The following is a 15,151-nucleotide window of genomic DNA, read 5'->3' on the forward strand; positions in this document are numbered from 1 at the left end:
GGAATTTTTCGTGCCTGTTGTGATGCGTAATGTCCTGTTCTTTGTCATGCTTGCCGGCTTGGCTGCTTGCGATAGAGGCTCCGGCGAAGCGGAGCAAGAATTTGCTGGCAGCGCAACCGGAGATGAGGGCGAGTTCATCGAGAGCGGCCAGGGTCTGGTCGGCAAACTCGACATATCCCGACGCGGCACCGCCATGGTCGACACACCATTTCAGGCGCCGGACGGAAGCACGGTGCGATTGAGCGATTTCACCGGAAAACCCGTGCTGGTGAACATCTGGGCGACATGGTGCGCGCCTTGCATCGTTGAAATGCCGATGCTCGATGAACTGGCGATGCGCGAGAAAGACAGGCTGAAAGTGCTGGTAGTGTCGCAAGACATTCAGGGCGCGGAAAAAGTCACACCCTTTTTCGCGCGCAATGATTTCAGGTCGCTGGAGCCCTATGTCGACCCCGAAAACGGTTTGAGTTTCGGCTTTGGTTCGGGCCTGATGCCAACCACGGTGCTTTATGATTCCAGGGGCAAAGAAGTCTGGCGGGTAATCGGCGCGATGGACTGGGATGGCGCCAAAGCTGCCACCTTATTGGCAGAAACACTGGCAGAAGGTTGATTTTTACGACAGCGAGTCCTGCAAATCAGGTCAAACTGATCTGGGTCGATCCGTTTCGACAGCAGAGCCGATTGTGTTCGTAACGAATTCCGCTATTCTCGAGCGCCATTGGCTTATTGGAGAATGCGATGAAATCCCGTAAAATACAAATCATCTTGCCGGTTCTTGCCGGACTGACGCTGCTTTCCGCCTGCGGACAGAATGACGAAGCAGAGCCGGCTACCGAAACCGCCAACGTCGCGCTTCCAGGCGGCTTGACGGTAAAAGAGCAGATAGAGGCGCGGCAGGGGCAACTCAAAAAAATCGGCAAGGCGTTCAAGGCAATCAGCGATCAGCTAAAGGCGAGCAGCCCTGATTTGGCGCTGATCCAGTCCGCCGCCGCTATTGTCCCCAAGGAAGCGGCCGGCATGGCCGATTGGTTTCCGGAAGGTACGGGCCCCGAAGCCGGCATCGAAACCGACGCACTGCCGATAATTTGGGATAACAAAACGGATTTCAATGACAAGGTTACGGCAATGCAGGATGCGGCTGCAAAGCTAGACACGATTGCGCAGGGCGGCGATGTCGCTGCCATTGGCGCCGCGTTCAAGACCACCGGCGGCGCATGCAAGGCATGTCATGACAAATATCGTTTGGATGACTAGTCTGAAATGACGGCCGATTCCTCGCGCATCTTGGTCTGGGACTGGTCCGTCAGGCTGGTCCATTGGCTGATGGTGGTGCTTGTTCCGCTGCTTTGGTGGACCGCAGAAGAGGGTTATATGGACTGGCACAGGGGTTTCGGCCTGACGATGCTCGGCTTGGTCCTCTTCCGGCTGACATGGGGATTGATCGGGACTTGGACGGCACGCTTCGTCCCAATGGTGCGACGGATCGGAACGCTGACCTTATATGTCCGAAAATTGCGAAAACGAGAACAGGGAGCTACCTTTGGCCATAGTCCCTTGGCCGTGCTCAGCGTGTTCGCCCTCTTGGGCGCGCTGACTACACAGGTTGCAACAGGACTATTCTCTGTCGATGTCGATGGTCTCGAATCAGGGCCATTGGCAGTATTGGTATCGTTTGAGACTGGCCGATGGTTGGCCGATATCCACGAGTTCAACTTCAACCTTCTGGCGGGCCTCATCGGCCTCCATATTGCGGCAATCGCCGCATATCAATTTGTCCTGAAGGAGAAACTCGCTGGAGCGATGGTAACCGGCCGTCGGTCCCGCACTGACTTTGACGCTGGAAAACTGCCGGACAATCGGCTGCGGCTGGTTCGGTTCATAGCCGCCGCGAGCCTGTCGGTGGTTTGCATCGTGGCGTTAGCAAGTTTCGGCTGAAACGAATCGAGGCAGATTATACATCGGGAGGATATGGTGGGCGATGACGGGCTCGAACCGCCGACATCTTCGGTGTAAACGAAGCGCTCTACCAACTGAGCTAATCGCCCCCATGACAAGATGCATTTTGGCATCGATGAGGTCAGGCGAGCGCCACTGCCAAATCATAGCGCCTTTGGCAAGCCTATTTGCGCCGGTTCGCTGACAAGATTGCCTTTGCCAGATTTTGGCCGCCAGACTGTTGCAATCAATTGCCGGTTTGCCAGAACCTAAGCTGACTCCGCGATTCGCCTGTTATGCCACGTTATCCACAGTATATAATCATTGTTATTCAGCTACTTACTTTGTTTTTTGGCAAAACCCACGGCCTGCCGCTGTCAACCGATATATTTCACTTTTTTTACTATGCCGCTCTTGATCGACTCGGACGGAGGGGCTTAGTAACAAATCTTGGCTGGTGGCTCCGGATGTAATTTCCAGGCCTCAAATGAAAATGAAAATGATGGCTGAAACTATGATTTCAGCATGGATTCTGTGCGTCTGAGTGATTCCTATGGCTGGGGGTAGGCGTCTGGAATCCGGAGTTGAATATTGGTGCTGCTATCGTGCGGGCCAGAGGGATAATGTCGGGGGATGTTCGTGAAAGAAATCGTAACTGAGCGGGTTAACAGCCTGCCTGAAAGTGAGTCTGTGGAAACCGGGAATGTTGTTGCAGCTGATCTGGAAACTATCTGGCAAAAAATTTGCGCAGGCTTGCGCCGCGATATGGGGGCACAGATTTTCGGCCAGTGGATAAAGCCGATCAAACTATCCGTATTTGATTCTGATACGGGCACAATGCTGATGATGCTTCCGTCGGAATTTGCTGCCAACTGGGTTCGCGATCGCTATTCCGAGCGTTTGCTGCTGGCATGGAAAGCACATCATCCGGCGGTCAGCGGCCTTGCTTTTGAAGCCCAGTCCGGGTCTGCGAAAATCGCCCATATCTCGAATTCGGGTAGCGCTCATGGCGCGGCGGCAAATAGCCAGTCTAATGTCGTCCCGGAAAGCAAATTTCGTCTGGACCTGGATCCGCGGATGACCTTCGACCAATTCATTGCCGGCCATTCGAACGTTCTGGCACTCAATGCTGCAGAGCGCACAGCTGCAAAAGAAAAGCCGCTGTTCAGCCCGCTTTATCTCCAGTCCTCGACCGGTCAGGGCAAAACCCATTTGATGCACGCCATCGGTCATGCGTTTCGCGCAGAATTTCCGTCCTCGACGATCATCTATATGTCCGCCGAACGGTTCATGATCGAGTTCGTATCGGCGATGCGTCGCAACGAGGGGATGGAATTCAAGGCCTCCCTGCGTGAAGCTGACTTGCTGATGATCGATGATATACAGTTCATCGTCGGCAAAAATTCTACCCAGGAAGAATTTCTCCACACCGTCGATTCGCTGATCAGCCAGGGCAAACGCGTTGTCGTGGCCGCGGACCGTCCGCCGCAAGCGCTCGACGGTGTCGACCAGCGGCTGCTATCCCGTCTGTCGATGGGACTGGTCGCCGACATCCAGTCGGCAGGCCTCGAACTTCGCCGGGACATTCTAAAGCATCGCCTTGCCACTATGCCGCACCAGCACGTGTCGGAAGAAGTGGTCGAATTTCTCGCCCGCACGATCAGCCGCAATTTGCGCGAGCTGGAAGGCGGCCTCAACAAGTTGCTCGCTTATGCCCAGCTCACCGGTCGCGAAATCAGCCGCGAACTGGCCGAGGAACAATTGTCCGACATCTTGAGCGCCTGTCGCCGCCGGATCACGATCGACGAAATCCAGCGCACGGTCTGCGAATATTACCGGCTCGACCGCAACGAGATGTCATCGAAACGTCGCGCGCGCGCTGTTGCCCGCCCGCGTCAGGTTGCGATGTATCTGGCAAAGGTGATGACGCCGCGTAGCTATCCGGAAATCGGCCGGAAATTTGGTGGCCGCGACCACAGCACGGTTATCCACGCGGTCAAACTGGTCGAGCATCTGCGCGGAGAAGACAGCGAAATGGACAATGACGTCCGGATGCTGCTGCGCCAACTGGAAAGCTGAGCGACACCCGGTCTAATGTTCAGATCTATTCTTTCTCGGGAGCGACCGAAATCCGGACCCGTTCGCCGCTGTTTCCCGGAAAGTCGGTGAACATGGCTTCCACCAGATTGGGAACGAGATAGGTCAGGTTTTTCGACCGCGACAGCGCTTCGGCTTTGCCTTCGAACAGGCGTTGGCCATCGACCGCACGGTCAATCTTCATTTCCAGCTCTGAGGTATATACGGTAAAGCTGCGGACGCCGTTATAGCCCGAAAAACCGTAGCCTCCGTACAGGAATGGATCATTATATCCGTAGAGATAGCGGTGGCGTCCGTAATATCCGCCAAACCTGCTGGGGGGATAAAACGGGTCATAATCAGCGACGACTTTGTCCCTTCCCTTGTCGATGTCATAATCCATGCTGACGATCAGCTCTGCCGCCGCCGGATCGGCGCTACGACGGTAGCCGAGGTCAAGCATCCGCTGTTCGACCAGCGCTGCATATTGACCAAACTCGAGCCCGCCGGACAGATCCGGATCTGCGGCAACAACTGCGAAACTCTGGCCGGTGGTGTCGGGTAGCGCGGCGAAACGCTGGACGTCGGCGCGGAATGGTGTTGCGCAAGCGCCAAGGGTTAGCAGGGCCAGCGGCGCGAACAGCGAAAGCCCTTTCCGATTGAAACCGAACTTGGCAAGAATAGTCATGTTAATTCCTTCAGATTGCCCATCATCATGACCGGCTTGATAGCGTGTTCAGGCTGAACCGGCTTTGAACGACGACAGATCGACGCCCGCTGGCGACTTGACCCATTTGGCATGCGCTGCACAAGCAAAAACGGGTCGGTCAGCCGATCGGCGGAACAGGATTTCGATTCCCCAGCGGCCAAATAGGCCGCACGACCCGCGAATCAGAAAGCAATCGCCCAAAAGAAAACCCGCCACAATCGGGCGGGTTTTTCTGTGCAGAAGCGGCGGGCTGATTACAGCGCGGCGACCCGCTTTGTCAGGCGGCTGAATTTCCGCGAAGCTGTATTCTTGTGATACAGGCCTTTGGTCACACCGCGCGCCAGTTCAGGCTGTACGGCCTTGAGAGCTGCGGCAGCTATTGCCTTGTCGCCAGCCTCGACGGCTGCGTCCACGGCCTTGATCTTGGTCCGGATCTGGCTCAGGCGATTCTTGTTGATCGCGGTGCGGCGCGTGTTGCGACGGATACGTTTTTTTGCTTGCGGCGTATTAGCCATGAAAAACCCTCAAAATCTGAAATTAAAGGCCGGGACTTTTCGTATAGCTTCCGGCTCAAGACGGCGGCCAATAGCGTGACAGCCGATTCCCGTCAATAGCTTAGTGAACCGCTTATTTCTGGCATTGCGAACAGTAAAAGGTCGACCGTCCGCTATCGACTCGCCTCAGTACCATAGCACCGCAATGACAGGCCTCCCCTTCGCGGCCATATACCAGCCAGTCCTTGGCAAAATAGCCCAGTTCCCCGTCCGGTCGGGCGAAGTCGCGCAGGGAAGAACCACCAGCCGCAATCGCCGCTGCCAGGACCTGCTTGATCGCCACCACAAGCCGCGCATAGCGCGGCTTGGAGATTGCACCGCCCTTCACGCTCGGTGATATGCCCGCCATATGCAGCGCTTCGCAGACATAGATATTGCCGAGTCCGGCGACCGTGCGCTGATCGAGCAGAAGCTGTTTGATCGATGACTTTCGGCTTTTGGTCGCAGCCTTCAAATATGCCGCGGTGAAATCCTCGCCCAGCGGTTCCGGTCCCATCGTCACAAAAGGCGGGTAGCTTCCCAGGTCGGATGTGCGCACGATATCCAGCGAACCGAATCGACGCGGGTCGTTGAGCACCAGCCGGTGACCGGAATCGGTCTCGATCAGCAGATGATCGTGTTTCTCGATTTCCTCCGGGTCAATCCGCCAGCGCCCCGACATCCCGAGATGGAAGATCATCATGTCGCCGCGATCGGTTTCGATCAGGCCGTATTTTGCGCGCCTGCCGAGCGAGATAACAACCGCGCCCGTCATCCGTTGCCGCAAATCAACCGGAAACGGCCGGCGCAGATCGGCGCGGCGCGGTTCCACCAGAGTGAGACGCTGCCCTTCGAGCACCGGTCTCAAACCGGCGACGGTTGTTTCCACTTCGGGCAGTTCGGGCATGGCGTTCCTTATCCGTTACGGTCCAAAGGGCAGCTATAGAGTGATTGCAGTGCTGCCAAGGCTCGTCTACTCGGGATTTCAAAGAAAAATCGGCACAGGCAAAAAATGGCTATCGAAAGCAAAACCGTCTCCTTCGGCTATGAAGAAGTCAAAGAGAGCGAAAAAACCGGCAAGGTTGGCGCGGTTTTCTCCAGCGTTGCATCAAAATATGATGTGATGAACGACGCGATGAGCGCCGGCACCCATCGCTTGTGGAAAGACCGCTTCGTGCGCCGCGTCAAACCGCGCTCAGGGGAGACTATTCTCGACATGGCCGGTGGCACCGGCGATATTGCCTTTCGCATGGTCGACAGCGGCGCTGATATCACGGTGGCCGACATCAATGCCGAGATGCTGGCCGCGGGCGTTGAACGGGCTCTTGATAAGGATGAAACGCGGCTGGTCTGGAGCCAGCAAAATGCCGAGACGCTGAATTTTCCCGATGCCCATTTTGATGCCTATACGATCGTCTTTGGCATCCGCAATGTCACCCACATCGGCAAGGCTCTGGCCGAAGCGCACCGCGTGCTCAAATACGGCGGTCGGTTCTACTGCATGGAATTTTCCCAAACCAAATGGCCTGGTTTTGACAAGGTGTACGAAACCTATTCCCACCATATCCTGCCCAAAGTTGGCAAGGCGGTGGCGAATGACGAGGCCAGCTATCGCTACCTTGCCGAATCAATCGCAAAATTTCCGCCGATGGAAGAATTCCGCACGATGATCGCAGCTGCCGGATTCAGCCAGACCAAGGTGGAACCGATGATGGGCGGGCTGGTCGCGATCCACAGCGGCTGGAAAGTCTGAGCGCGCGCACCCGATGACCAAAGCCCGCACTCACATATTCCGCCTGCTCAAATGGGGCCGCACGCTGGCCAAACATGGCGCGTTGCGCGATCTGGAGAGGCACAAGGCGACACCGCCGCAGGTCCGCCGCCTGTTCCGCATTGCCCGGCTCGGCACATTCCAGCCGAAGGAACCGAATTATTCAGCCGCGCTGCAGGCCATTGGTCCGGCGGCGATAAAGCTTGGCCAGACGCTGGCGACCCGGCCCGATGTCATTGGCGAAGCGGCCGCGCGTGATCTGCTGCAATTGCAGGACAGCCTGCCGCCCGTACCGTTTGACCAGATTCGCGATGAGATAGAACTCAGCCTCGGCAAGTCCATGGACCAGCTATACAGCTATATCGACCCTGAACCGGTCGGCGCCGCCTCGATCGCGCAGGTCCACCGCGCAACAACGCTAGAAGGCAAGGACGTTGCGGTAAAAGTACTGCGTCCCGGGATCATCAAGAAATTCACCCAGGATATCGAAACCTACGAATGGGCTGCGGCGCATCTCGAGGCCTTGGGCGGCGAGGCAAAACGCCTTCGCCCGCAACTGGTAATCGCCAATTTTCGTCGCTGGACAATGCGCGAATTGGATCTGCGCCGCGAGGCAGCCAGCGCTTCGGAACTGGCCGAACATATGGTTCAGGTCGATCAATATGAGATTCCGGCCATCGACTGGGACCGGACATCGGGCCGGGTGCTGACGCTCGACTGGGTCGACGGTGTCAAAATCTCGAACCGCGATGAACTGGTCGCGGCGGGCCATGATCTTGACTCGATTGCCAACCGGCTCGTTCACACCTTCCTCAAACAGGCGATCGAGGCCGGCTATTTCCACGCCGACATGCACCAGGGCAATCTGTTCGTGAAGGCCGACGGCACGATTGTTGCCATCGATTTCGGCATCATGGGGCGAATCAACAAAAAAGCGCGCGTCTGGCTGGCGGAAATCCTCTACGGCCTGACCACCGGCAATTACAAACGCGTCGCGGAAATCCATTTTGAAGCGCAATATGTTCCGGATCATCACAGCATGGAGGATTTCGCCACGGCTTTACGCGCGGTCGGCGAACCGATGCGCGGCAAACCGGTGAGCGAATTGTCGGTCGGCGATATGCTCGACGGACTATTCGCGATCACCCGCGATTTCGACATGGAAACCCAGCCGCATCTGTTGTTGCTGCAAAAGACGATGGTGATGGTCGAGGGGATTGCCACCGACCTCAACCCGCAAATCAACATGTGGGATACCAGCGGTCCATATGTGAAGCAGTGGATCCGCGGCGAACTGGGGCCGGAAGCGGCGATTGCCGACCGGATCAATTCCGACCTCGACACGCTCTTGCTGCTCCCCGACATCGTCCGGCGGCTCGACCAGCAGCTCCCTCGCCAGGGCGGCGCACCGCCTGCCCTCCCGGTCGCAGATGTGGAATTGATGTGGGAGACGCGGAATAGGCGCGAACGTAGCGGGTTTTGGCGTTATATGCTAACGGCCATTGTGGCTGGCGCAATTGGCGCAGGCGCTATGTTCATTTGGGGATGAACCGATGAAGCTTTCCTTCTTGTTTTGGGCTTTCGCCTTTGCAATCGCGTCCGCAGCCATTTCTCCATCCGCAGCTCACGCGAGCGATCAAGAGAACATATTCGATCAGGTCACCGGATCATGGGTCGCTTCGGGCAACAGCTTCGGTCCGGATGTAAAGTCGGAGATGATCTGGACAAAAACATTGGACGGTCAATTCTACAGAATTGACTATCGCATCAATATGAATCCGGCGGGTGACAAGACATTCACCGGCATCGGCCACTACCAGGCTACAGAAACGAGCAACACTGTCGGCTATTGGGCTGACAATAGCGGCGACCTGCACCCGCTCAGCGTCAAAATTGGAAAAGATTCGATCATTTCGATCTGGGGTGTCGCAGGTGGGAAACTGGGACGAACGGAATATCATCTAACAGACGAAGGCCGGATCTCGGTTACGGACTGGTTATTGACCAACGACGGATGGCGACAGTTTAACAAGGCCAGCTTCGTACGGAAATCTTCCTAACCATGGCAAAACCCAAACATATTCTCCTTATTATCGGCGGCGGCATTGCCGCTTATAAATCCAGTGAACTTATCCGCCTGATCAAAAAGGCGGGCATGACGGTTCGCTGTGTTCTCACCGAATCGGGCGCGCAATTCGTGACCCCGATGACGCTGGCCGCATTGTCTGAAAATGAAGTGCACACAACCCTGTGGAGCCTGAAAGACGAAGCCGAAATGGGGCATATCCAGCTCAGCCGGGAGGCCGATCTGCTGGTGGTCTGTCCGGCTACCGCCAACCTGCTCGCCAAGATGGCCGGCGGGATTGCCGATGATCTGGCGACCACATTATTGCTGGCGACCGACACCCCGGTGATGGCAGTCCCGGCGATGAATGTGCGGATGTGGCAACACGTCGCGACGCAGCGCAATATAGCGCAGCTCAGGGCGGATGGCATCATCGTCATGCAGCCCGATGAGGGCGATATGGCATGCGGTGAATTCGGTCCGGGTCGTTTGCCCGAGCCGGAAGCAATTATGGCGGAGATCAGCGCGCGGACAGGCTCGCAGATGTCGACGTCTCCCGGTGCGGCGAAGTCCGAATTGGGCGACCGCCCCAATCCCCTAGACGGCCAACCCGCCTTTGCACCAGACCAGCATCGACCGCTGCGCGGCAAACATGTCCTCGTCACCGCAGGCCCGACCCACGAACCAATCGATCCGGTGCGCTACATCGCCAACCGGTCTTCAGGGCGACAGGGCTTTGCAATTGCCGCTGCCGCCGCAGAGGCCGGTGCAAAGGTGACATTGGTCGCTGGCCCCGTCCATCTCGCCACACCGGCCGGCGTCATGCGGGTCGACGTCGAAACCGCACTCGAAATGGAAAAGGCGGTGCACGACGCGCTGCCCGCCGATATCGCGATCATGGTGGCGGCCGTTGCCGACTGGCGCGCCGACAGCCAGTCTGGACAGAAGATCAAGAAGAAAGGGGCTGCGCCCGCGCCGCTCAAGCTGACCGAGAATCCAGATATATTGGCCGGCCTTGCGAACCACAAGCTGCGCCCCGGCCTGCTCATCGGCTTTGCCGCCGAGACCGAGAAAATTGCCGAACACGCCAAGGCGAAGCTGGCAAAAAAATCCTGCGACTGGATTGTCGCCAATGATGTTTCAGGGCCGATCGGACAAGGCGTGATGGGCGGCGCGGACAACAGCGTCCATATCGTCACCAAAACCGGCAGTGAAATCTGGGAGCGACTACCCAAACCGGAGGTCGCGCGTCGTCTTGTTGCAAAAATCAGCGAGGAGATTGCCTGATGTTTGAACCCATTGAGATCGCCGTCAAACGTCTGGATCACGCTGGCGACCTTCCCCTGCCGTGCTACGAAACCAGCGGCTCGGCCGGTATGGATGTTCGCGCCGCAGAACCGCTGGCCATCGCGCCGGGCGGACGCGGGCTGGCCGGAACCGGTTTTGCATTCGCCATCCCAACCGGCTACGAGATTCAGGTTCGTCCGCGTTCCGGCCTGGCGCTGAAAAAGGGGATCAGCATACCCAATACACCAGGCACGATCGACAGCGACTATCGCGGCGAACTGAAGGTCATCCTGATCAACCATGGCGAAGAGGAATTTGTCATCCGGCGCGGCGACCGTATCGCACAAATCATTGTCGCGCCGGTGCAGCGCGGAAATCTGGTCGAAGTAACGGATTTGGACGATACTCAGCGAGGGTCTGGCGGTTTCGGGTCAACCGGCGTATGATTAACCCATGATATTGTTTTGTGAAGAGGTAATGAAATGATGAATATCCTAGCGGCCATTGCACTTTCAGGAGCATTTGCTTCCGCCGACGACATAGAAATCAAGTCCTTGTCTGCGGATTTCTACAATCTGGAACTCGCCCAGTTCGAGAAAAAACTACCCATTCTGGAACGGCACGAACGGGAGGCAGAACGCATTTCCAAAAAAGCCGATTGCAATCTGACCACCGATATTGGCTGGGTCCACGCGCGGGTCGATTTTGCGCTCGAAGTCTCTCCTGAGGGCCGGGTAACAAAGGTCGTTCCCGTCGAAACGGGCTGCCGGCCACTGGAAACATATGTCATCGCGCACATGACGAAATATGCCGGTCATGACGGTGCGGTCAAGCGCAGCGGCGACCAGAAATGGTATCGTCAGTCGATCACCTTCCGCTGGCCTGAATGAGTCCACTCACCGACGCACAGCTCGACCGCTATGCCCGGCATATCGTGCTCAGGGATATTGGTGGCGCTGGACAGAAGAAGATCCTTGACGCGCATATTTTGATCATCGGTGCCGGCGGTATTGGCTGTCCGGCAATCCAGTATCTCGCGGCGGCCGGAATCGGAGCGCTGACGATTTTCGACGATGATGTGGTGTCGCTTTCGAATCTGCAACGACAGGTTTTGTTTTCCGAAAATGATATCGGAAAGCCGAAAGTTGAAATTGCCAAAGTTGCCGCGCAGCGGATCAATCCGGATGTTGACATAATACCTATAAATCAACGACTTACCGCGCAGCATTTTTCCGAGGACAGCGCAGCATTTTTTGCGCCTTTTGACGCGATTGTCGACGGCTCGGACAATTACCAGACCCGGCTGCTGGTCTCCGATCTCTCGGTCAAACACCGCGTCCCGCTGGTTTCCGCGGCGATCGGGCAGTTCCAGGGACAGCTCGGCACGTTCCGCGGATGGGAGGATGACAAACCCTGCTATCGCTGTTTCGTCGGCGACGCGCTCGACCCCGATGATTGCGACAATTGCAGCGAAGTTGGCGTGCTCGGCGCGATGGTCGGGCTGATGGGCAGTTTTGCGGCGATGGAAGCAATCCGCGTGATCACCGGCTTTGGCCAGGACCCGGCCGGAAAACTCCAGTTGTTCGACGGACTTGCGCCGGCGATGCGCAGCATCAACCTGCCCAAGGACCCGCGGTGCAAAAGCTGTGGCACGGTGTCACCTTAACCGTCGCCAACTTGACCGGTGCCCGCTTGATCGCCTGCGCTCCGATTTGCGCTTTGCCGAAAATCGCCTAAGATATCGGAAAAAACAGGGAGGATGATGATGACATTGCCAGTAACCGCGCTTGCCGCAGCCATTTGCGCGCTGATGATGATATTTCTGATGTTCAAGGTAATCGGTCAGCGCGTCGCCACCGAAACAAGTTTCGGTGCCGGCACCGATGAGAAACTGCAGATGGTCCGCGGTTGCCACTCCAACCTTGTCGAAAACGCCCCGATGGCGATCCTGCTGCTGGCGCTGCTCGAAATGACCAGCGCCCATCACTGGACGCTGACCGGACTGGCGGCCTTGTTCCTGATCGCGCGGGTGCTCCATATCTACGGCATGTATCAGCATCACGGCACCGGCAATGTGCGCTTGCGGCAAGTTGGCGTGATCGGGACCGCGCTGTCGATCACCGCCATGGCGCTATGGGTGATCTATCTGTTTGTGACGGTGAATCTGCTCGACTAGAGTCAGAGCTGCGCGCTGGTCGGGAAGGTGATTTTACAGCGCCTGATATATACCGAAGGCAGACGTTGATTTTGGCCAGCATGACCGGCAAGAATTGGGTGGTTTACGGACGGGCCGCTTTGATATCTTGAACCTGTTCAAGCGGAAGTTCGGGCCAGCCACTGCGTGCTCTTGTCATAGACCTTAGCGCTATGACTGGAGCAACAAGAAAACCGATATTAACAAAAATCCAGAAAATTCTGCCAATTTGTTCAAGGAGCCGCTGTTGATCTACGTTCAAACGTTCAGCTCAATCGTTTCATGATATGGACGCATGAGAGCAGAATAAGTCGAGGATAGGACGTCAGTTCATTCCATTTTTTCACGGAAAATCTAATCAACTGTCACATCGAAATACAATGCGGTGGAAGTTCGACCACGCAGCCCGGCAAATTCCCACGATACTGATGTGCCATCGTAGCTGCCCCCATTGACACCGGTGGTGTAATCACAATCATCAGCAATAACACTCGCTCGAACTCTAATGCTCCCCGGCACAAAGGTAACCGGAAATGGCGATAAATCATCGACCACCGCTATGGATTCCGCGGCAGTGCTGTTCGCTTCATTCTCGATTTGAATACAATATCTTACGATTGCGCCTGGAACGGCTTTCGGGTTCGAGGTCCCACTGATCGGGTCAGAAATCACTTTACTATTCTTGAGAACCTCTAATCCCAAGACCGGAACCGTCACTATTGCAGTGTCACAATTTCTTGGAACCGACGTCTCACAGACCCTGTATGTTATTTGGTATGTGCCTCGCGGAACCGCTGCCGAGACACTCACAAATCCATTGGCGGTATTCAATGTGACGCCGGGATGAGACGCGGGTGTAACAATAGAGATAGTTGCGCTGGATGCGGTCGGTGGAGACCCGCGCAAAGAATCATTGTTCAACACATTCAAGACATTTGCCGAAGCGACCCCGCCATCGACTGCACTGACATTGTCGTCATTCGCAATGATTGGCGCGCTAGACTGCATGATAAAAACCTTGCCGTCGCCATGGTCGTTGTCGGCGGCGATGAAGTCAACTTTTGTGATAATTGAGCCGGCCGGAACAAGCGGGTCGAGCACGAATAGTGCAATACCAATTGTGCCGTCGTTCGAGTTGACCCGTCCCGAACTCCAATAATCTACGCCGTTCGGAGGCGCGCCAAATGTTGGACCCCACAATGTGGCCCCGCCGCGGACGAAAGTCCCGCCGAGGATTTGCTCTGAATCTCCACCAACGGGAATGCCACGGATTCGGATATAGTAGCAGTTGTTTGCATTGCGTTCCGTAACCGCAAGTATCGAGCCTGTTGTCGCTGGCAATCCAAAGCCGTAAGACAAACGCTGGATCTGGTTGGATGTAGTCGCGATTGCACCAGGGTTATTGCAGATATTAGCATTGTTATTGGAAGCATCGGCTTCAAATTTGAAATTGAGATTGCGACTGGCAAAGGCTGCAGTTGCGTTGCTATTCCAGGATGCGCTGGCGCTACTGCTCTCAATCTGCACGCCATTTCGTCTAATACGGTTTGTGGTGTGGCCGCCGGGGCCGACTTGCAGCATCTGATAGCTTGATGGCAAGGTCAGCGCATCATAAACGACACCGTTGACAGTGACACCGGCAAGTGTTGCGGAACTCGCCGGGTTGGGTTGGGTGTCAGACCATTGAAATGTCACTCCGCTGCGAATGCTTTGCGCTTCTGCAATGCCGTGATCCATGGCCCAAAAGAGAGTGAGGCAGAGCAAGGAAGCAAGAAGGATCCTCGCTTTGGCGAACGGACAAGAGGGCTTTACGTTTGCGATGATCGTAATCCCCTCCCAAAAAAAAGCCGAATCTCTGCCGCTTTAAACGGCAGATATTCCATCCAGTTAAGACATAAATCGGCGACGTTAGTACAAGCGCCGCTCGAGCCGTTTTGCCAGGGTTGTCGAACTCTGCGTCTCTAGGATCTGTGGGCTGAGAGTCTTAGATTTGATTCCGGTGGGACTTAATTCTGGACGAACGCTACCGTCATTAGCTTTACTGGAGACCAGACTAGGAAATCAGAAGCACCGTAAGGGTTGGTTGGTCCTTTCCATTACGGTGTTTTTGATATTGGACCAAGCTTTGGTTCTGCAACTCCAAATTTCAATGATATTCCACAGCATATTTTGGCGGACCGGCGTATTTTAGTTCGCTTGGGCTGAATGTTTTCAAAAATTGACCGTTACCGGAAGCATCAATGGAGAAGGTGTTAGATGGCGATCTCGTATATTTTACAGTTTTCATTAGCCGCAGTGGCTTTTTCAGCGACTGCGGATCAGCCCGATCGAGGTTCGACAACTTTGACATCATCGGCAGAGCAGCATTCAATCGAATGTGCCGAAGTCATGCTTCAATTTAGCATCGGGGGTTTGGTTCAAACGACCGCTAGCGATAATTGTAAAGACTCTCGAAAAGCCGAGAACCGAAGCATTCCTATCATAAACTAGTTTGGTTCACATTTGTGATTGTTAATCCGTTAGGTTTTGTCGCGCTGGCTATCTTTTTGGATGTCCGGCGAATCTTTACAGGCAATAAACC

At 55.8% G+C, this 15,151-nt stretch carries 16 protein-coding genes and 1 tRNA gene; 12 read left to right on the forward strand and 5 right to left on the reverse strand.

Going from position 1 to position 15,151, the window contains the following annotated elements; genetic code table 11:
- Positions 1-10 precede the first annotated feature (10 nt).
- From WBM93_RS13760 to WBM93_RS13770, 3 genes are all read left to right on the forward strand, one after another.
- Positions 11-610: a TlpA family protein disulfide reductase gene (locus tag WBM93_RS13760; protein ID WP_424432433.1), complete on the forward strand. Its 600-nt coding sequence runs from the start codon at positions 11-13 to the stop codon at positions 608-610.
- 128 nt (positions 611-738) lie between these two features.
- On the forward strand, positions 739-1,254 hold the full coding sequence (locus WBM93_RS13765) for a c-type cytochrome (RefSeq protein ID WP_424432434.1): 516 nt from the start codon (positions 739-741) through the stop codon (positions 1,252-1,254).
- A gap of 6 nt (positions 1,255-1,260) precedes the next feature.
- Positions 1,261-1,935: a cytochrome b/b6 domain-containing protein gene (locus WBM93_RS13770; RefSeq protein ID WP_424432435.1), complete on the forward strand. Its 675-nt coding sequence runs from the start codon at positions 1,261-1,263 to the stop codon at positions 1,933-1,935.
- 34 nt (positions 1,936-1,969) lie between these two features.
- Here WBM93_RS13770 and WBM93_RS13775 read toward each other — a convergent pair.
- Positions 1,970-2,045: transfer RNA gene (locus tag WBM93_RS13775), tRNA-Val, on the reverse strand.
- Between the two features lie 580 nt (positions 2,046-2,625).
- Here WBM93_RS13775 and dnaA point away from each other — a divergent pair.
- Positions 2,626-4,014, forward strand: coding sequence for a chromosomal replication initiator protein DnaA (gene dnaA / locus WBM93_RS13780; RefSeq protein WP_424432449.1), 1,389 nt, complete (start codon positions 2,626-2,628; stop codon positions 4,012-4,014).
- A gap of 25 nt (positions 4,015-4,039) precedes the next feature.
- Here dnaA and WBM93_RS13785 read toward each other — a convergent pair whose 3' ends face one another.
- The 3 genes from WBM93_RS13785 to mutM form a co-directional block, all read right to left on the reverse strand.
- Positions 4,040-4,699, reverse strand: coding sequence for a DUF4136 domain-containing protein (locus WBM93_RS13785; protein WP_424432436.1), 660 nt, complete (start codon positions 4,697-4,699; stop codon positions 4,040-4,042).
- A 275-nt stretch (positions 4,700-4,974) separates the two neighbouring features.
- Positions 4,975-5,235: a 30S ribosomal protein S20 gene (rpsT, locus tag WBM93_RS13790; RefSeq protein WP_424432437.1), complete on the reverse strand. Its 261-nt coding sequence runs from the start codon at positions 5,233-5,235 to the stop codon at positions 4,975-4,977.
- A gap of 112 nt (positions 5,236-5,347) precedes the next feature.
- A complete protein-coding gene (gene mutM, locus WBM93_RS13795) occupies positions 5,348-6,160 on the reverse strand; it encodes a bifunctional DNA-formamidopyrimidine glycosylase/DNA-(apurinic or apyrimidinic site) lyase (protein ID WP_424432438.1) in 813 nt (270 codons plus the stop codon).
- Positions 6,161-6,265: 105 nt separating this feature from the next.
- Here mutM and WBM93_RS13800 point away from each other — a divergent pair, with 105 nt between their 5' ends.
- From WBM93_RS13800 to WBM93_RS13835, 8 genes are all read left to right on the forward strand, one after another.
- Positions 6,266-7,006: a class I SAM-dependent methyltransferase gene (locus WBM93_RS13800; protein WP_424432439.1), complete on the forward strand. Its 741-nt coding sequence runs from the start codon at positions 6,266-6,268 to the stop codon at positions 7,004-7,006.
- Positions 7,007-7,019: 13 nt separating this feature from the next.
- Positions 7,020-8,573 (forward strand): 2-polyprenylphenol 6-hydroxylase, encoded by a 1,554-nt coding sequence (gene ubiB / locus WBM93_RS13805; protein WP_424432440.1) that lies wholly within the window; start codon positions 7,020-7,022, stop codon positions 8,571-8,573.
- Between the two features lie 4 nt (positions 8,574-8,577).
- Positions 8,578-9,084 carry a hypothetical protein gene (locus tag WBM93_RS13810; RefSeq protein WP_424432441.1) on the forward strand — a complete coding sequence of 169 codons (507 nt, stop codon included), beginning with the start codon at positions 8,578-8,580 and terminating at the stop codon, positions 9,082-9,084.
- Positions 9,085-9,086: 2 nt separating this feature from the next.
- Positions 9,087-10,376 (forward strand): bifunctional phosphopantothenoylcysteine decarboxylase/phosphopantothenate synthase, encoded by a 1,290-nt coding sequence (locus tag WBM93_RS13815; protein ID WP_424432442.1) that lies wholly within the window; start codon positions 9,087-9,089, stop codon positions 10,374-10,376.
- On the forward strand, positions 10,376-10,822 hold the full coding sequence (dut, locus tag WBM93_RS13820) for a dUTP diphosphatase (RefSeq protein ID WP_424432443.1): 447 nt from the start codon (positions 10,376-10,378) through the stop codon (positions 10,820-10,822). The genes WBM93_RS13815 and dut overlap by 1 nt, the downstream gene beginning before the upstream one ends.
- A 36-nt stretch (positions 10,823-10,858) precedes the next feature.
- On the forward strand, positions 10,859-11,266 hold the full coding sequence (locus tag WBM93_RS13825; RefSeq protein ID WP_424432444.1) for a hypothetical protein: 408 nt from the start codon (positions 10,859-10,861) through the stop codon (positions 11,264-11,266).
- The gene (locus WBM93_RS13830) at positions 11,263-12,042 is read left to right on the forward strand and encodes a HesA/MoeB/ThiF family protein (protein ID WP_424432445.1); all 780 of its coding nucleotides are present in this window, start codon (positions 11,263-11,265) and stop codon (positions 12,040-12,042) included. The genes WBM93_RS13825 and WBM93_RS13830 overlap by 4 nt, the downstream gene beginning before the upstream one ends.
- A 93-nt stretch (positions 12,043-12,135) precedes the next feature.
- On the forward strand, positions 12,136-12,552 hold the full coding sequence (locus WBM93_RS13835; protein WP_424432446.1) for an MAPEG family protein: 417 nt from the start codon (positions 12,136-12,138) through the stop codon (positions 12,550-12,552).
- A gap of 372 nt (positions 12,553-12,924) precedes the next feature.
- On the opposite strand, the gene WBM93_RS13840 is transcribed toward WBM93_RS13835, so the two are convergent.
- Positions 12,925-14,307 carry a hypothetical protein gene (locus tag WBM93_RS13840; RefSeq protein ID WP_424432447.1) on the reverse strand — a complete coding sequence of 461 codons (1,383 nt, stop codon included), beginning with the start codon at positions 14,305-14,307 and terminating at the stop codon, positions 12,925-12,927.
- Between the last annotated feature and the right edge of the window lie 844 nt (positions 14,308-15,151).

This window comes from Parasphingorhabdus sp. (assembly GCF_049667325.1).
GTDB lineage: Bacteria > Pseudomonadota > Alphaproteobacteria > Sphingomonadales > Sphingomonadaceae > Parasphingorhabdus.